We start from the raw sequence: 16,485 nt of genomic DNA on the forward strand, positions 1-16,485 counted from the left end.
CGTGCCGGCCGGCCGATGGTGGAGACGACCACCGTGTTGCCCTGCACGACGCTGAACTGGCCCAAGCCGCCCGCGAAGGCCGTCGTCCTGCCCCGGCGAAGACGCTGCGCCGGCTCACCTCCTGGCAGTGGATGGTGCTCTACTGCAGGAAGGGCTCGTTTTCCGCCGAGATCGCCACGGCTGAGGGCCGCGCCCGGCTCCAGGCTCGACTCGACGCTCAGCGGATCCGCGGACTGCACCACGCCGGCCACGAACTTGAGGACGCAGACATGCCGCCGGTCCGCCACCGTCATGGTGCGCTCTGGAATGCCTGGTAGAGGCGAAGCACCCAGGACTGACCAGCACAGTCGGGGCAGCAGTCCTCGGCTGGTGGCAGGCCGGCCTCGACAAGCTCAGGCCGGACGAGCAGTTCGTCCGCCTGGTGAGCAGCGCTTCCGACGTCCTCGAGGCCTTGGCCGACCACGCGGAGGCGCAGGCACAGCCAGCCACTCCTGACCAGTAGCCAGATCCGAGATGACCACACGGGGCGGGCCGGACACCAACGCGGTGTCCGGCCCGCCCCGTCCGCAAGCGGCGGGGATCAGACCGAGGCGAGGAACGTCCGCACGCGCTCCAGCAGCAGCTTGGACGCCTCCGCGTCGAAGGACTCGAGAGAGGCGTCGGTGAACAGGTGCTGTTCGCCGGGGTAGACGAACAGCTCCGCAGCCGATGCGGACTTGGCCAGCTCGCGCGCCGCGGGCAGGTCTTCGTCGAAGAACTCGTCGCCCTCCTTGCCGTGGATCTGCACCGGCACACTGTCGGGCCAGGACTCCCCGTACTCGGTGACGGGGATGCAGGAGTGCATCAGCAGTGCTCCACGTGCGCCGGGCCGCGTCTGCGCGAGCTTCTGGGCGATCGTCACGCCGAACGAGAGGCCGGCGTACACCAGTTCCCGGCCGAGGTCCTCGGCCGCTGCCGCACCACGTTCCCTGAGGGTGTCGAACCCGATTTCCCGCGCGAACCCCATGCCCTCCTCGAGGCTGCCGAAGGTGCGGCCCTCGAACAGATCCGGAGTGTGTACTGTGTGGCCGGCCTGTCGCAGGTCGTCGGCGAACGCCCGGACCCCGTCAGTCAAGCCCTGGACGTGGTGGTAGAGCAGAACCTCAGCCATATTTCGCGGTCCTTCGCCTATTGATCGACTGTTCCGGAAACGCACCAGGAGGCTGGTACCTCACTCAGCGCCCGACCATCTCACATCTCATGAGTGCGCGGCAGGCAGCTTGCCTCCATCCCCCGCAGGCGACGTCTGTCCTGGTGTGAGGTCACCTCGTGCGGCTCATGTCGGCGGGGTCCGGCCCTTCCTGGCCGGCGCCTTGGGCACATCCACCGACAGCGGCTTGCCGGTGGTCTTCCGGTCTGTGGTCTTCTTCGTCGTCCGGGTGCTGCTGGTGCTCCTGACGGCGTCGCTGGTCTTGGGGTGCTGCTCGCGGGCGTCGGCGAGGGCGCGTTCGAGGACGGCCATGAGGTCGGTGACCGTGCCGCCGGGCGGCAGGACACGTGACTTGGGGGCGTGCGGGGGTTCAAGGCCGGCGAGGCGGGCTTCGACGACTTGCTCCAGGGCGTGGGCGTACTCGTCGTGCTCGGCCTCGATCTGGAAGTCCTCGGTGGTGGCGTCCATGAGCGTCCGGGCGAGGCCGATCTCCTTGGGGCGCAGCTCGATGCCCTTGGGGGCGAGGTCGACTGGATCACCGAGCTGGTCCGCGACGAGATCCAGTCGCTGGAGGCCGGCCCTCGCTCTGCCGACCGCGACCAGGACGGCGACTGGGCGCAGGAATCGGGCAGCGCCGAGACGTGGTGGTGATCCCGGCCCGGTGTCGGTGGCGGCTGGGATGCTGGCTGACATGGACGACGGGGCGCTGATGAGGGGCCGGGTGTACGGGGCGGACCACGACGACCCCGGTCCGAAGCCCGGTCACGCCTACCGAGAGCTCTGCGCCGGCCCGCTGGACGGTCTCCTGCTGGACGTCACGGGCTGGGACGGCGAGCAACTTGCCGAAGGTGCCGCGCTGCTCACCGAGCTCGGCCGCTACGGCCCGGGCGGCCGCGCCCACTACGAGCCCCGCCCGGCGGACCCGCTTCGATGGGACTGGGCGGGTGACAGCCACTGAGCCGGCCCCAGGCCGACCGCGTTGCTTCCGCCGGGCCTGTCCCAGGGCCCCGACTCCGGCCGTGAGCACGGGCTGCGCCGGGGTGCGCCTCACGGCGCCGGACCGGAGGGTGATGGGTATGACGGTCATCGTGCTCGAGGAGCCGCGCAGGGAGCTTAGCCGGGACTTCGGCCCCGGCAATGTGGTGTCCTACACCGGCAAGATCCACGCCGCTCCCGCCGACTCGGCCGTACCCGGCGATCCCGCCGACCAGACGTTCTGCGGCAAGGACACCTTGGGCATGGAGAAGCTCTCCTACCGGCCGGACCGGGCTCCTCCTGGTACCCGCCGAACAAGCGGCAGTGGGAGTGCCGGGACTGCGACACCGCACTGCGCACGGGCTGAGCGGCGCAGCGGCGGCCCTCAGTCCTGCGACGCCTCCTCGATGCCGCGCAGGACCGACTCGGTGTGTTCCTGTTCAGCGCGGTGCCGTTCGACGCGGTCCCGCGCCCGCTGGACCGCGTCCGGGTCGTTCGCGGCACCTGCGTCCATCACCGTGGTGGCGCCGTTGCCGAGATCGACGATGTGGTGGTCCATCTTGCCCGTGGCCATGATCGCCAGGATGGTCAGGAGTTCGTTCTTGACCTCGCGGGTGAGGAGGACCTCGTCTTCGTCGGAGAGGTCGACGCGCCCCTCCCGGGCAGGTCCGGAGAGGCTGGTGAGGGCGCCGTTGAGGAGCGTGCCGAGGACCCGGCCCCGGCCGGAACCAAACTCGGCGACTGGTTCGCGTGGCTGGGCACCGGGCTGCCGCTGCGCGTCGAGCGGGCCCACGCCTCGGGGCGCGGCGGCGACGGCATGGTCTGCCTGACCGCCGCCGCGCTCAAGCAGCTCGGCCTGCCCGCCACCCTGCCGACCACCGAGAAGGCCCTGACCGCGCTGCACACCAAGCTGGCCAAGGCCGCCGCCGCGGTGGGCATGGAGATCAGCGACCAGATCGGCCCGAGCTTCCACGTCTTCCGCCGCACCGGATCCGCCGGCGGCCCGAAGACCTCCGTCCGGGTCACCATCGCGCCCTGGCTGGGCCAGGGCGATGCCCGCCAGCAGGCCACCAGCGCCCTCGCCGCCCCGCTCGCCACCGCCCCCGACGGCACCAAGGACGGCCTCACCCTGACCCGCCGCTACCGCGCCTTCACCGCCGACCTGGGCGCCGCCCCCGGCGCGACCACCGCCTCCACCGCGATGCTGCTCCTGGACGCGGTGCGCCCGCGGGTGGAGTGGGTCAAGGATTACGACCCCGAAGACTTCGACCTCAACTGACCACCACGACCAACCAACTGGCCAGCACAGGAGATCAGTCCGGGCCGGACGCCGCCAGAGCGGCGTCCGGCCCAGCCAGTTAGCCGTTCGACCGCGACCAGCTTCAACGCGACTCCCGGCAGGGAATCCCATCGCTTGATCATCTTTGAAGACGGACCCTAGGACGATCATGCGCCAGCCGCGTCGGCGTGCTCGCGCCGGAACCTGGCCGGAGGTACGCCACATGCGGAGGTGAAAGCGGCGTAGAAGCGGCTGCCCGATCCGAAGCCGGATTCCGCCGCCACGCGAGTGATCGGCAGGTCGGTCGTGATCAGCAGGCGGCGGGCTTCCGCCAGGCGGCTGGATGTGAGGTAGTCGCCGACCGTGGTGTGCAGGACCTTGCGGAATTGGCCCATGGCGTAGTTGGGGTGCAGTCGCGCCGCGGCGGCGATGTCGGCGACGGTGAGGGGCTCACGGAAGTGTTCGGCGATGTGGCGCGCCATGGCGACGACCTGGCGTAGCACTGGGTCGCCCCCGGTGTACCGGCGCATCGGTTCGTCGATGGTGGCCAGGGCCAGTCGGCGGACTCGGGCCTCGAGTTCGAGGAGGGCGATGCGGCGGTGCTCGGCCTGGCCGTCGGCGAGGTCCTTGGCCCACTGGGTGAAGTTCACGGGATCGGTCGCGAGAGTGGTGGACGACGCGGAGATCAGGGGCACGCCCGACAGCAGGCGGCTGGTCACCGCGTCGGGCAGTCTCCAGCGCAGGAACTCCGGGAACGGTATGTGGACCCAGTGGACGCGGGCCGCGGAGTTCGCCACGACTTGGTGGGGCACGGCGGCCCAGAAGGCGGCCACGCTTCCAGGTCCGACCTCGACCGGCATCCCGCCGATCAGGTAGAGCATCGTCCCGCCCTCGACGACGAGGTTGAGTTCAAGGTCGTCGTGCTGATGCGCGGTCCCCATCACCGTGGGCCGGCCTGACCAGCCGGTGAGGAGCGATGGAAACACTTCAACGCCTATCTGAGGATCCAAGAAGTTCTCGCTCTCATCGATGAAGACCTTGCGATTCCTAGGCTTCTATCGTCGCAGACGGCAACGGACGACCTCGCGCCGACAGCTCCGCCCGATCCGGGCGCCGGCTCGGCCGACCGGCACCGGCAGATGCGTCACCCGCGGATCCGCCCGTCCTGTTTGCCCCGGAGAGCCCCGCCCCCGGCCCCGGCCCCAGGCCGTCCACGTCTCCCCGGATCCGCTCGCGTGGTGGGACAGCGGATCCGGGGCACGCACCACCCCACCCCCCACCCCCCCGTCCCCGGCCCCCCACCCCCCGCCCCGCCCATCCCCTCCCCACCCGGAGTGATGCACCATGAGATCCACCACGCCCAACCGTTCCCTCCCCGCAGCCGTCGCCCGGGCCCTGCCCGCCGCGCTGGTCGTGTCAGCCCTGCTCGTCAGCGCGGTCCCCGGCTCGACGGCCACCGCCGCACCCGCCGCCGTCACCGCCGCTCCCGTGGCGCTGACCGGCAAGCAGCTGGCCGCGTCCTGGTCCGGCCCGCTCTCGACCCGGGGCCGGTACATCGTCGACGCGAAGGGCAACCGCTTCAAGCTCAAGGCCGGCAACTGGTCCGGCGTCCAGGGCACCTGGGAGGGCAACGGCAACGAAAATGACGCGAACAACCACCAGGCCCACCAGAAGTCGAACAACATCCCGCTCGGCCTGGACCGCGTCCCGATCAAGCAGATCCTCGTGGACTTCCACGCGCTCGGCCTCAACGCCATCCGGCTGCCCTACGCCGACGCGATGATCAACGACGAGAACCCGGTGCCGAACTACGCCGTCGCGGCCAACCCGCAGCTGGAGGACAAGACCCCGCTCCAGGTGTACGACGCGGTCGTCAAGGCGCTCACCGACGACGGCTTCGCCGTCATCCTCAACAACCACACCACCACCTACCGCTTCTGCTGCTCCCTGGACGGCAACGAGCGGTGGAACACCAGCCAGACCACCGAGGAGTGGGTCGACAACTGGCTGTTCCTGGTGAACCGTTACAAGAACAACAAGCGGGTGGTCGGCGCCGACCTGCGCAACGAGGTCCGCCGCGACTGGAACGACAACCCCAACTGGGGCTGGGACAACGACCACGACCTGTACAAGGCGTACCAGCTGGCCGGCAACAAGATCCTCGAAGCCAACCCGGACATGCTCATCATCATGGAGGGCATCAACTGGATCGGCATCCCCCAGGGCATGTTCAACCACGAACGGCCGACGCTCACCCCGGTCCGTGAACTCTCCAACACGCTGATCGAATCGGGCAAGCTGGTCTACTCCGCGCACTTCTACGGCTTCACCGGCCCCAACCACACCGGTTCGGGCGGCGGCTGGCAGAACGGCGAGACCTACGACGCGCGCTACCGCGACCTCAGCCCCGAGGACCTCGAAAGGGTCGTCAACGACCAGGCCCTGTTCGTCACCGAGTCCGGTCACCACTTCACCGCCCCGGTGTGGATCAGCGAGTTCGGCACCGCCGGACGCGGCAACACCGACGCCAAGGAGAAGGACTGGTTCAACCGCTTCACCGACATCCTGGTGAAGAACGACACCGACTTCGCCATCTGGCCGCTGACCGGCTGGACCACCAACGGCAAGATCAACGACAACTGGGCGATGATCAACTACGACGACTTCGGCAACCGGCAGAGCGTCCTCGACTCCGGCGACTGGCGCACCCCCGCCTGGAACAAGCTCGTCAACGCCACCGGCAAGACCGGCCAGGTCGCCAAGGTCGACCACTGGTACATGCTCGACCGCGAACTGATCGCCTCCGCCACCATGCGCCAGCAGTCGGACTGGAGTCCCGGCAACCGCAAGGGCAACTGCCCCGACACCGCGCGGCTGATCGCCTTCGCCCGCAGCTCCAACCGCAGCCTGTGCACCGACGCCAACCAGCCCGCCAAGGCCGAGGGCGACTGGATCACCGTCACCGACGAGCGCTACGTCAAGAACGGCGACTGGGCCCGGGGCCAATTCAAGCTGCAGTGCCCGGACGACCACTTCGCCGTCGGCTACAGCGCCAACGGGCCCATCAACAGCCTGCTCTGCGCCCCCTCCTCCCGGCCGCTCTCCAAGGAGAACCGGCTGGTCTGGTTCGACAAGGGCGACAACCGGCCCACCTCGGGCGGCTCGGTGCGCGACGACTGGGCACCCGGCAACTACAAGGGCCAGTGCAGGGACGACGAGTACCTCGCCGGCGTCGGCATGGCGTACTACTCGCACACGGGCACCGTCCTCAACGTCCTGCAATGCCGCCCGATCGAGCCGACCGAGGACGAGAAGGACTGGTGGGACACCCTCTGGGGCTGACCTGACCTGACCTGACCCGACCACCCCTCTGCCAGGACGTCCTCGTCCAGGTCCGCGAAGGCCTCGAGCCACGGCACGGCCGCCTCGCTGTAGCGGCCAGGACGGTGTGCAGCCCGGCGTCGAGAGCGGCGGGCGACCACGGCAGCGGGGTGGGCGGACGACGGCGGACAGCACCCGCCCGGCAGCCGGGGCGAGCCCACGCCGGGTGGTGCCGCTCACCCGGCTGCTGGCGCCTCGGCCGCCCGGCCGGCGTCGGTGGCGGCCTCCGATGCTCGGCGGGCGTCCTGAAGCGCATGGGAAAACACGAGTTGACTACACAACATCTCGTCGACTTGACGAGTCCCCCACAACGGCCGCTCGCAGCCGCCGGCGGCTGCGCCGAGAGCGACCGGGGTGACAACGACTACAGGGCAAGGATCTGGGCATGACATCGGCCGACCCGATACCGTTCGACCGCTCCGGCATTCCCGTGCCGGTCCTCGACTCGGCCCCCCACCTGATCGAGCTCTACTGGGCCGCGTGGGCGATGGCCTGGGACCATGTGGTCGAGCGCGAGGGCGTCGCGCAGTCGCCGTACATGGACGAGGGCTTCGACCCGGACACCATCTGGATCTGGGACACCTGCTTCATGGCGCACTTCTGCAAGTACGCGCCCGGCAGGTTCCCCGGCATCGAGAGCCTGGAGAACTTCTACGGGATGATGTACGACGGCGCCGCGTCGTCGGTGTCCGTCCAGCATCCCGACAATCCGCCGCTGTTCGCCTGGTCGGAGGAGGAGTACGTCCGCCACACCGGCGACCTCGCGCGGGTGGCGCGCATCCTCGAACGGGGCTACCTGCAGAAGCACTTCGCCTTCTTCGACACCGTCCCGGTCGGATCGGTCTACCCCTACAGCAACACCCCCACCTCCATCGAGCGGACCGACCGGGGCTACCTCTGGAACGGTGTGTGCAGCGGCATGGATAACACGCCGCGGGCCAGTGAGCAGGGGGACGGCGGCACGTACGGCGACATCCTCTGGTTCGACGCCGCGGCGCAGCAGGCGCTCTCGGCGCGGAGCATCGCCCGGCTCGCCGAGCTCGTGGGGGACCACGGCCTCGCGGCCGAGTTCTCGGCCCGTCACGCCGAACTGGTCGAGCTGGTCGAGGACTTCTGGGATCCGGAGGCGGGGATGTACTTCGACCGCGCCGCCACCGCCCCGTTCGAATTCCACCGGGTGAAGACGCCGGCCGCGTACTGGCCGCTGCTCGCTGGCGCGTCCGGCCCGGCGCAGGCGGCGAAGCTGGCCGCCGCGCTGGAGGACGAGGCCGTGTTCGGCGGTGACGTGCCGTGGCCCTCGGTGGCACGAGAGGACGCGACGTTCCGGGGCACGGGGCACTACTGGCGCGGTGGGGTGTGGATCCCGCTGGCCTACATGAGTGCGCGGGCGCTCGCGGACGCCGGACACGGCGTCGTGGCGGCCCGCGCCGCACGCCGGCTCCTCGACCACATGGCCCGGACCTACGCCGATTACAGCCCGGCGACGATCTGGGAGGCGTACGCGCCGGACCTCGCCGCGCCGTCGACCGGCAAGGACGACCTGGAAATCGTCCGCCCCGACTTCTGCGGCTGGTCCGCGCTCGCCCCGATCGCCATGCTCATCGAGCACGTCCTCGGCTTCCGGGTCGACGCGCCGCGCAACGAGGTGACCTGGACCCGTCCCGGTGGTGCGGCCGGCATCCGGGGTCTGTGGTGCGGCACGACCTCGCTGAGCGTCATCGACGACGGGGACGGCCTGCTGAGCGTGGAGGCGAGCGGGCCGCTCAGGCTCACCGTCGACGGCGCCGCGTTCGACCTCGCCGCAGGTCGCCACACCCTGCGCGTTCCGCAGGCCTGACCAGGGCGCCGGGCGGCGGTGGCTCCCGCAGCACCGGCCGGGACGGGCGAACCGATCGGCGCACCGGTGGCGCAGTTCAAAGGGGCCCGCAAGAGCTTCGCCTGGACCGACTACCGCGATCTCGCCGTCCGTGCGCACATCCAACTCGGCGGCCCGATCGTCCTGGTGTGGGACAACCTCAACACGCACCTGGCCGCTGGCATGAAGCAGACTGGAACCGCTGGGCAGCGGGCTCATCAACCTGAGCTCCGCGCTCAAGGACCTGGCCGCTGGCCTGAACCTCACGGTCCGCAACGTCACCACCCACACCCGGGACGAACTGACCGAGCAGGAGGCCATGGAGCGCCTGGCCGCCTACAGCTACCTGGCCCGCCTCCTCGACCAGTGCGAGCTGCGAACCGCACAGGAGCCCGCCAGCAGTAGCTGATTCGGCGCTGCCGGGGTCCGGCCGGACGGACCCCGGCGTCCGCGAGGCTGGTCGGCCTGGTGGCTGCGCCGTAGGGCCGCGTGAATTACCCGCGCCGTGTCCGCCGACTCGGGTAGGCCATGGGCTGGATCGCGGCCTTGCCGGGGGTGGCTTCGGCTGCTCGGGAAGGCAGAACAATCGGTGGAAGAGGGGCGGCCCGTACGGGCCGCCCCTCCGTCGTTCCCGGGACCGGGGCGGCCCGGGCCACCTTGATGGTCACCCCGGCGCACGTCCCGCACCTTGATGCCCGCTCCGGGCCTCGGCCCGACTCCTTGATGGTCACCCCGCCACCCGGCCGTACGCCTTGATGCTCACCTTGGAAGGTTCCGTCGAAAACCTTGGAGAGCGTCCCGCAACCTTGGAGACGCCCCCGCAGCTGGCTCCGAAAACCTTGGAAGCCCGGAAAGCCCCAGGCCAAAGCATTGGTGACGGCCGATCTCGGGATACCTTGATGCCCCGCCCGGAACCTTGGACGGGGCATCAAGGTACGGGTCGCCGGTCAGGCACGCAGCTGCGTCCAGCTGCACGGCACCCGCCGCTCGTTGCCGAGCGGGTGCCACACCGCGGCGGCCGGTCCCTGCACCGGCACCTTGGTCGACAAGCTCGCCGCCTACCGCACCTGGTGCGAGCTCCCCGCCAAGGGCGCCACGAAGGCCGCCTTCGCCAAGGCCCTGGCCCGCTCCGGCGAGCGCACCCACGACCTGCGCCTGTGGCCCACCGTCTACCCGACCACCGGCCGCGAGGGCCTGCCGCCCGTCGCCCTCATCTTCGAGGCCGGCCGCAAGCGCCCCGCGGCCCGGAGCGGGGCCACTCACCGACGAGTAGAAGAAGGACAAGGCGCAGACGGACCACCGCCGGCTGCTGCGCCGCATCTACACGGTGCAGACCGACTCCGAGGCCGCCTGGTACGCCCCGCCGTACCGGGAGGACGGCATCAGCGCACGCGACCACCACCGCGCGCTGCCGGTCGTGGCCACCACCCTGCCGCTGTTGCGGGCCTGCGGGGCCGACGCGGCGATCTGGCGCCGGTTCGGCCGCCTCGGCTGGCACACCCTCGACACCGCGCTCGACAACCCGGACGGCGACCAGCTGCTCGAAGCCGAGCGCGCCGCCGAGCAGGCCCGCCGAGAGCGGGAGAAGGAGGAGCACGAGCGGCGCCGCCCGGCCTGCCGCCGCTGCGGGGCGAAGTTCTCGGACGAGAGGTGGGCCGAGAAGGAGAAGGCCTGGAACGACGACAGGCTGTGCGCCGACTGCCGCCAGGCCGACGCCGACCAGCAGGCCCGCCAGGAGGCCGAGCGCGAGCACGCAGCCGCCCAAGCCGCGGCCGCTGAGGAGAAGCGCTCCCGCACCTGGTGGCGCCGCCCCTGACCGCTGCTCCCCACCCGCAGGCTGCTGACCTGCGGTGGTGAGTTTCGCGGATCTGATCCACATTTCGGGCTCTGTCGCTGATTGAGGGGTCCTGGCTGGTTGATCATGGTGTTAGGAGGATGCGGCGGCGTAGGAGGTCGAAGTTGGCCCGGCCGTACATCTGCCTCTTCAGCAGCTTGATCCTGGTCACGTTGCCCTCGACTGCTCCCGAGGTGAGCGTGGTGTTCAGGGCCGCGAGAACGGCGGCGCGGTCGCGTCGGATGCCGCCGGCCAGGGTGCGGAGTTCTGGTTGCCCGTCGAGGCGGACGTCGGCGAGCCAGACGTCGAGGGCCAGGTGCTCGCTGCGGCGTTCGCGGACCATGGTGGCCAGGCGCCGGGCGTACTGGGTGGTCGTGGCCAGGGCCGGGCTGCGTTCACACAGCTCGTCGAGGCACTTGCGTTCGGTGTCGTCGAGCCGCTCGGGTCGGCGCATGATCCAGTCGGTGACGCGGCGGACGGTCAGGTGGGGCAGCGGGGCCTCCGCCGGGATCGCTCCGGTTCGGTATTGCCGCAGATGGCGCTGGACAGTGTTGACGTCACCGCGGTAGCCCAGTTGCTGGATCTCGCGGGTGAGCGCAGAAGCGTTGGTGCAGCCTTCCATCCACCGGTGGTGCAAGTAGCGCCGGTAGTCGTCGATCACGCTGGGGCGGTGGGTCGCCGCGACAAGGAGTTGCTCCACGTCGGCGGCTCGGGCGAAACGCAGGACGGTGCCGCGGCTGAGGCGGAGTTCACGGGCGATGGCACGCAGGCTGTCGCCGCGTTCGATGCGTTCGTGGATCTGCTGGTGACGCTCGCGAGTGCGGGCGACCAGGGGACGCGGCCTGCCGTGGACGTCCAGCTCGTTCGAGGCGGCGGTCCCGAAGTGGGGCACGTCGTCCTGGTCATCTCTGACGGCGAGGGGTTCGCGCAGGTCGGCGCGGTGGCGGCCGACGACGCGCTCGACGGCCTCGGCGAGGTTGTGCAGCAGGTGCCAGGCGTCGGCGACCTGCTGGGCCTGTGGCGCACCCGTTCGGGCGCCGTCGCGGAAGGAGCCGGCGCGATCGCGGCAGATCGTCCGCACTTCGGGGTGGTCGCGCAGCCAGGTGGCGAAGGTGTTCGCGGTGCGATCGGCGAGGACGTCGATCGGGCGGTGGGTGTCCATGTCCACGAGAACTGTCGCATAGGTGCGACCGCGTCGGACGGCGAACTCGTCCACGCCCAGATGCGGGACGAGGCCCGACGACGGGACGGGTAGTGCGCGGATGAGACGGAGCAGGGTGTCCCGGCACGTGGTCATGGCCAGACGTCCGGAGATCCGGGCTCCGGCCCGTCCGCCCAGGAACAGCGCGATGTCGGTGAGCCGAGCGGTGAGGGCGGTCGTGCGGCGCGCGTTCCGGGACGTCAGAGCCGGGATCTGCTCGGCGAACGTTCGCCGAGCGCACCGGTCGTTCCCGCACACGAGACGACGCGCCTTCAGTTCCAGGCGCACCCGTCGGCCGGCTATCGGACGGTCCGCCAGACGCCGCCGGTAGTAGCAGTGCAGCCGCGATGATCTCCGCTCGCACCCCGGGCAGGCGGCCGACGCCGCCGCCGACCGCACGGCGAGACGAACCTCGTCATCCCCGAGAACCATCTCCTCGACCTCCACGCCGATCCCCGGGAAGAGAAGGTCAGCCACACGCGCCGCATCCATCACGCCGAGGTCATGCCCACCACCCGAGCACGGTCGGCACGGACCCCTCAATCAGCGACAGAGCCACATTTCGAGGCTCGGTGACGGTCCGTCACGGGATGGGGAGGATCCGGCGGCAGAGAAGGTCGGGGTTGGTGCGGCCGAACATCCGGCGTCTTCGGTCAGAGCGCGGGTACAGGGATGCTCGACGTTCTTGGAGGGCTGAAGAACGCCGCCTTCTCGACTGGTCCACGGAAGCGTTCTCCTTGGTCTCGCGTACGAGCGGGTCGGTCCCTTGGCGGAGGGTCGAGGTTGGTGTCATTGGTGGGTGGCGGCCAGGTAGATGCGGTTGGCGACTTCCTGGGCGGTGTGGGCGAAGGCGCGGATGAGCCGGGTGTTGTTGGACTTCAGCCAGACGGGGGCCCAGTCGATAGGCGGGGCATCGGAGAACGGGATGTAGGCGACGTCGGGGCGGGTGTAGAAGCGGGTGACCTGTGCGCCGACGATGCATCCGCCGCTTCCGGCTCCGATGAGTTGCAGGGCTTCCTGGAAAGTCTCGAACGACGGGCCGCCGGGGACAGCCCGGCCGCGGGGCGTGCGCTCGGGCCAGCGGTCTGACGGCCAGTCGCCGGGTAGGGTGCCGGCCAACCGCAGGAGGGGGATGTCGGCGAGGTCCTCCAAGGTCACGCTCTTGCGGCGAGCCAATGGGTGGCCGGTCGGGACGGCCAGCATGCGGGGTTCGGAGATGAGCACCGGGCCGATGACCAGGTCGGGCTCGGGTAGCGGCAGGCTCAGGACGAGGACGTCCACGTCGCCTTCACGAAGCCGGGCGACGGCGTCGATGATCTGTGCCTCCCGGACATGGACGGGACACTCGGGCTCGTGTTCGGGAAACAGGTCGCGGGCCTGGTGGGCGAGCTGTCCGGCGGCGGCGCCGACGAAGCCGACGCGCAGTGCGGTGCGGGTCTGCCGGACGCTGTCGATCGCGTGGTCGAGGCCGGCCCGGATCTGCTCGTAGCCCGGCCGCAGGTCCTCGAGCAGCCGGTGGCCGAGCGGGGTCAGGCGGACACTGCGATTGGTGCGCTCGAACAAGGGCGCGCCGATCTGCCGCTCCAGCTTCTTGATGGTCTGGCTGATGCGGCCGGTGGTGACATGCAGGCGCTCGGCAGTACGTCCGAAGTGCAGCTCCTCGGCGAGTGTGAGAAACGCTTCGAGCTCCAGTCGTTCGAGCACAAGGCCCCCTATGTCGCGGTCCCGAGTGTTGAGCCCGGCTAAACGTGGGTTCCAGTATCGGGCGTTGTTCGACCTGTTCTTGACGGGCAGTCTGATCGGGACGGCGCGAGCGGCCCAGTTCCACAACCGGGCCGCCGCGTCGCCCTGTACCTGTCTGTGAACCAAGGAGAATTCTGTGGGCAAGATCGTAGCCCTGACCTACCTGTCGCTCGACGGCGTCATGGAGAACCCGGCTTGGACGGGCCCGTACTTCAACAGCGACCACGCCAAGTACGCCCACGGCCAGCTATTCGCCTCCGACGCCCTGCTGCTGGGCCGGATCACCTATGAGGGCATGGCGGCCGCCTGGCCGCGGATGGAGGAATCCGAGGGCGAGTTCGCGGTCCGGATGAACACCCTTCCCAAGCACGTCGTCTCCACGACCCTGGAGAAGGCGGAGTGGAACGCCACCGTGGTCCGCGGTGACCTGACCACCGAGATCACCAAGCTCAGGGACCAGTACGCGGGCGACATTCTGATCTACGCCAGTGGTGATCTGACGAACTCTTTGATCGAACTCGGGCTGGTGGACGAGCTCAAGCTCTGGATCCACCCCGTCGTCGTCGGCAAGGGCAAGCGCCTCTTCCCCGAGGGTGTCCCCACCACCGCGTGGACCCTCGCGGGCACCACCAGCTTCGGCTCCGGCGCCGTGGTCCTGGACCTCCGTCCCGCCGGCCAGGAGACTCAGGAATAGAGGCGCCGGTCCGGCGACCGAGTTCACCCAACTGCACCCCAACCCGACGCCACCCGCCACAGGTGACGACGACTCCGCCAGCGGCTCCTCCTCGTCGGGCGGGAGCTCCTCGGGCGGCGCGGGGCAGCGCCTACTACGGCCGCCAACGCCTGTCCCCATCGCCGGACAGGGTCCCATGTCCGAGGCGATGTATCGGACATGGCGACCCGTCCGTCCGGCCCGCCGAGAACCAGGAGGATCCACCTACCGTGACCGACACCGGCCCGCCGACCACCGAGCTGCGCTACACCGTCGACCTCACCCACGCCGACCTTGACGGGCTGAACGCCTTCCTCAGTCAGCGGCTCCGCGCGCAGCGGGCGGCCCATCCGGACGGCAGCGCGGAGCACCGGACTGCCAGCGGTCTCCTGAAGGTGGTGTAGGGGTTCCATCTGGAGGCGGGCGTCTTCCTGGACAGGGCCGCCCGGGCCGAGCGGAGCGACCGCGACGACCAGGATCACCGCCGCGCGCTCCGGAGACTCGACCAGGTGTGGCGGCACCTGTACTCCGCGGTGTACCCCTGGTCGCATGACCCGGAGTACGACCGTGCCCGGTGGCGGTTCATCCCGTACCTCGACGCCGCGGACGAGGAGTACAACTGTGCCCGAGGCAATCCGGAGGCCATGGCGAAGTGGCTGGCCGCACGGTCCGCGGCGGGAGGCGTCCGGTGAGCGAGGACCTGGTCGACGCCGCCGGGCTGTCATCCGCCGTCGCCCCGACCGGCGGCGACCTCCGCACCGTCGTCCACACCGCTGCCGTGCCGACCGGTCAGCTGCACTACGCGACCGACCTGGCCGTGGCCGACATCGAGGCCGCGCTCGACTTCCTCCTTCCCCGGCTGCGGGACGAGATCGAGAAGCTGGACGCCAGCAGCGCCGCGTTCCGGATCGCCGTCGCCCTGCGTCAGTTGGTGACCGACTCCGCGGCCATCGCCCGCTGGCGCCTCGAGGAGCTGGCCGCGGACGACTTCTTCAACGCTCTTTCCAGGCGGCAGAGCGAGCAGAGTCTGCTCAACGCCTGGAACCGGCTGGCGGAGGCACTGCTGCCCTGGGGCCGGGAGGAGGGCTACGACACCGCCGGCTGGCGGCGCGTGTCCCACATCGACGCCCTGAGCGCGGCCGTACAGCGGAACCAGGACGAGACGTACCGGGCCAAGCTCGCCGAGCGGGTCCGGAAGGCGAGCGATCGGTGAACGGGGTCCTGGTCGGCGCCGAGTCCCTGCCCACCGCCCCGGACCCGGCGCCTGGCCTGGCCGACGCCAGCGTGGACGCGAGGCGCCACGGGCTGGCTCCAGCCCGCGCGATACCCTTCGGGCGGCGCCCGCCGGGGCCGAGACGCACATCCCGGGCATCCCTGGCGGGCGCCGCCATCCCCCGGCCGGCTCGCCCGCGGCAGCGCCAGCGCCCCGCGCGTGCTGTTCCGGGGCCGTGGGCGACGCATCCTCCCCGATGATGAACGGCGCAGCTGGGACGACGACGAGGACGAGCACATCTCGCGCTGCTGATTCCGGCAGATCCTGTCCGCGCTCGGGGGCGACCACCGTGCCCCGTCGCGTGTCGGATGCCCTGCCCCGCCGCCTCGGGGGCAACGGCGGGGCATTCTCCAGCGTGCGCCGCGCATCTGTCGGAAACGATCACTGTGCCGCCGTCCGGCCGCATCCAACCACCCGCAGGCAGTCGGCGCCACCACCTGCCGAGTCGTCTCGGCTCGGCGAGCGGGCCCACCTCCCTGACCCGGTAGGTTGTGAGCGCCCTGAGAAAGCCGACGGCGGGGGCGGGAAAGCGACGCCGACCCACCCCGCCTGGCATCCGACACGGCACGACACCCCGGCCGCAACGCGGATGGGGGAAAGCCGTACGGTCCTCACACGGCCAGTTCGGGCGGGAACAGCCCTTCTTGGCCACCACAGGCCGTTCGGCCCGCCCTGGCCAGTGCCGCTTTCCGCCGCGCGCCCACCGGATCGGCGTTCTCGCTCGGCCGTTCATCGCACCGGGCGCAGGCCAATTCTCGACAGCGCCCGCTCCTGATCCTGCTCGCCGACCCGGTGCCGCCCGAAGGCCATCTGTAGGCGCACCCGCCGCACGAACTTTCGCCCGTCCAGCGTCACCCGGCGGGCTCGGTGATCCGGCTGGCCACCCGCTACCCAGACACGCAACGGCCACCCGTTGCCCAGCTGCTGCGCTTCAGGCGTCATGCCGTTCCTCCCCAGGCAGCCGGCCCGGCCCTGTGACACCACCATGCTCCTGCTCCCTCACCGCGCTGGGGTCGTCTCGCCTCGTGCCGGAGTCCTGCGGC

The 16,485-nt window shown here is 70.5% G+C and carries 17 protein-coding genes and 1 pseudogene; 11 read left to right on the plus strand and 7 right to left on the minus strand.

The annotated features are described in order from the left end of the window. Positions 1-580 precede the first annotated feature (580 nt). Both ABWK59_RS32825 and ABWK59_RS32830 read right to left on the minus strand, forming a co-directional pair. On the minus strand, positions 581-1,150 hold the full coding sequence (locus tag ABWK59_RS32825) for a dienelactone hydrolase family protein (RefSeq protein WP_354644308.1): 570 nt from the start codon (positions 1,148-1,150) through the stop codon (positions 581-583). Positions 1,151-1,315: 165 nt separating this feature from the next. Continuing rightward, positions 1,316-1,882 carry a hypothetical protein gene (locus tag ABWK59_RS32830; protein ID WP_354644309.1) on the minus strand — a complete coding sequence of 189 codons (567 nt, stop codon included), beginning with the start codon at positions 1,880-1,882 and terminating at the stop codon, positions 1,316-1,318. Between ABWK59_RS32830 and ABWK59_RS32835 the strand changes: the two genes are divergently transcribed. Then, positions 1,881-2,147: a hypothetical protein gene (locus tag ABWK59_RS32835; protein WP_354644310.1), complete on the plus strand. Its 267-nt coding sequence runs from the start codon at positions 1,881-1,883 to the stop codon at positions 2,145-2,147. The genes ABWK59_RS32830 and ABWK59_RS32835 overlap by 2 nt on opposite strands. Positions 2,148-2,549: 402 nt before the next feature. Here ABWK59_RS32835 and ABWK59_RS32840 read toward each other — a convergent pair whose 3' ends face one another. Next, on the minus strand, positions 2,550-2,957 hold the full coding sequence (locus tag ABWK59_RS32840; protein WP_354644311.1) for a hypothetical protein: 408 nt from the start codon (positions 2,955-2,957) through the stop codon (positions 2,550-2,552). 24 nt (positions 2,958-2,981) lie between these two features. Here ABWK59_RS32840 and ABWK59_RS32845 point away from each other — a divergent pair, with 24 nt between their 5' ends. Further along, entirely contained in the window at positions 2,982-3,443 is a 462-nt protein-coding gene (locus tag ABWK59_RS32845) for a hypothetical protein (protein ID WP_354644312.1), read from the plus strand. 167 nt (positions 3,444-3,610) lie between these two features. On the opposite strand, the gene ABWK59_RS32850 is transcribed toward ABWK59_RS32845, so the two are convergent. Continuing rightward, the gene (locus tag ABWK59_RS32850) at positions 3,611-4,453 is read right to left on the minus strand and encodes a helix-turn-helix domain-containing protein (RefSeq protein WP_354644313.1); all 843 of its coding nucleotides are present in this window, start codon (positions 4,451-4,453) and stop codon (positions 3,611-3,613) included. A gap of 334 nt (positions 4,454-4,787) precedes the next feature. Here ABWK59_RS32850 and ABWK59_RS32855 point away from each other — a divergent pair, with 334 nt between their 5' ends. From ABWK59_RS32855 to ABWK59_RS32870, 5 genes and pseudogenes are all read left to right on the plus strand, one after another. Continuing rightward, positions 4,788-6,785: a glycoside hydrolase family 5 protein gene (locus tag ABWK59_RS32855; RefSeq protein ID WP_354644314.1), complete on the plus strand. Its 1,998-nt coding sequence runs from the start codon at positions 4,788-4,790 to the stop codon at positions 6,783-6,785. Positions 6,786-7,209: 424 nt separating this feature from the next. Beyond that, positions 7,210-8,661 (plus strand): MGH1-like glycoside hydrolase domain-containing protein, encoded by a 1,452-nt coding sequence (locus tag ABWK59_RS32860; RefSeq protein WP_354644315.1) that lies wholly within the window; start codon positions 7,210-7,212, stop codon positions 8,659-8,661. A 78-nt stretch (positions 8,662-8,739) separates the two neighbouring features. Continuing rightward, a pseudogene (locus tag ABWK59_RS36655) lies at positions 8,740-8,871 on the plus strand (IS630 family transposase); the annotation flags it as partial. A 31-nt stretch (positions 8,872-8,902) separates the two neighbouring features. Beyond that, positions 8,903-9,088, plus strand: coding sequence for a TIGR02391 family protein (locus ABWK59_RS32865; protein ID WP_354645177.1), 186 nt, complete (start codon positions 8,903-8,905; stop codon positions 9,086-9,088). Between the two features lie 918 nt (positions 9,089-10,006). Further along, a complete protein-coding gene (locus tag ABWK59_RS32870) occupies positions 10,007-10,495 on the plus strand; it encodes a hypothetical protein (RefSeq protein ID WP_354644316.1) in 489 nt (162 codons plus the stop codon). A 103-nt stretch (positions 10,496-10,598) separates the two neighbouring features. Here the strand turns inward: ABWK59_RS32870 and ABWK59_RS32875 are convergent, their stop codons facing one another. Continuing rightward, positions 10,599-12,206 (minus strand): ISL3 family transposase, encoded by a 1,608-nt coding sequence (locus ABWK59_RS32875; protein WP_354645178.1) that lies wholly within the window; start codon positions 12,204-12,206, stop codon positions 10,599-10,601. Positions 12,207-12,503: 297 nt separating this feature from the next. Next, a complete protein-coding gene (locus tag ABWK59_RS32880) occupies positions 12,504-13,418 on the minus strand; it encodes a LysR family transcriptional regulator (RefSeq protein WP_354644317.1) in 915 nt (304 codons plus the stop codon). 175 nt (positions 13,419-13,593) lie between these two features. Here ABWK59_RS32880 and ABWK59_RS32885 point away from each other — a divergent pair, with 175 nt between their 5' ends. The 4 genes from ABWK59_RS32885 to ABWK59_RS32900 all read left to right on the plus strand — a co-directional run bounded on the left by ABWK59_RS32885 (position 13,594) and on the right by ABWK59_RS32900 (position 15,382). Then, on the plus strand, positions 13,594-14,151 hold the full coding sequence (locus tag ABWK59_RS32885; RefSeq protein ID WP_354644318.1) for a dihydrofolate reductase family protein: 558 nt from the start codon (positions 13,594-13,596) through the stop codon (positions 14,149-14,151). A 248-nt stretch (positions 14,152-14,399) separates the two neighbouring features. Then, the gene (locus ABWK59_RS32890; RefSeq protein ID WP_354644319.1) at positions 14,400-14,573 is read left to right on the plus strand and encodes a hypothetical protein; all 174 of its coding nucleotides are present in this window, start codon (positions 14,400-14,402) and stop codon (positions 14,571-14,573) included. Between the two features lie 105 nt (positions 14,574-14,678). After that, positions 14,679-14,861, plus strand: coding sequence for a hypothetical protein (locus tag ABWK59_RS32895; protein WP_354644320.1), 183 nt, complete (start codon positions 14,679-14,681; stop codon positions 14,859-14,861). Then, positions 14,858-15,382 (plus strand): hypothetical protein, encoded by a 525-nt coding sequence (locus ABWK59_RS32900; RefSeq protein WP_354644321.1) that lies wholly within the window; start codon positions 14,858-14,860, stop codon positions 15,380-15,382. The genes ABWK59_RS32895 and ABWK59_RS32900 overlap by 4 nt, the downstream gene beginning before the upstream one ends. A 789-nt stretch (positions 15,383-16,171) precedes the next feature. Here ABWK59_RS32900 and ABWK59_RS32905 read toward each other — a convergent pair. Then, entirely contained in the window at positions 16,172-16,429 is a 258-nt protein-coding gene (locus tag ABWK59_RS32905; protein ID WP_354644322.1) for a hypothetical protein, read from the minus strand. Positions 16,430-16,485 lie beyond the last annotated feature (56 nt).

The organism is Kitasatospora sp. HUAS MG31 (genome assembly GCF_040571325.1).
In the GTDB taxonomy this organism is placed as follows: domain Bacteria; phylum Actinomycetota; class Actinomycetes; order Streptomycetales; family Streptomycetaceae; genus Kitasatospora; species Kitasatospora camelliae.

Excerpts from the sequence above, each read along its gene's own strand:
- ABWK59_RS32825 (WP_354644308.1), bottom strand. The coding sequence starts at position 1,150 with ATGGCTGAGGTTCTGCTCTACCACCACGTCCAGGGCTTGACTGACGGG.
- ABWK59_RS32835 (WP_354644310.1), top strand. The coding sequence starts at position 1,881 with ATGGACGACGGGGCGCTGATGAGGGGCCGGGTGTACGGGGCGGACCAC.
- ABWK59_RS32830 (WP_354644309.1), bottom strand. The coding sequence starts at position 1,882 with ATGTCAGCCAGCATCCCAGCCGCCACCGACACCGGGCCGGGATCACCA.
- ABWK59_RS32845 (WP_354644312.1), top strand. The coding sequence starts at position 2,982 with ATGGTCTGCCTGACCGCCGCCGCGCTCAAGCAGCTCGGCCTGCCCGCC.
- ABWK59_RS32855 (WP_354644314.1), top strand. The coding sequence starts at position 4,788 with ATGAGATCCACCACGCCCAACCGTTCCCTCCCCGCAGCCGTCGCCCGG.
- ABWK59_RS32860 (WP_354644315.1), top strand. The coding sequence starts at position 7,210 with ATGACATCGGCCGACCCGATACCGTTCGACCGCTCCGGCATTCCCGTG.
- ABWK59_RS32875 (WP_354645178.1), bottom strand. The coding sequence starts at position 12,206 with ATGGATGCGGCGCGTGTGGCTGACCTTCTCTTCCCGGGGATCGGCGTG.
- ABWK59_RS32905 (WP_354644322.1), bottom strand. The coding sequence starts at position 16,429 with ATGGTGGTGTCACAGGGCCGGGCCGGCTGCCTGGGGAGGAACGGCATG.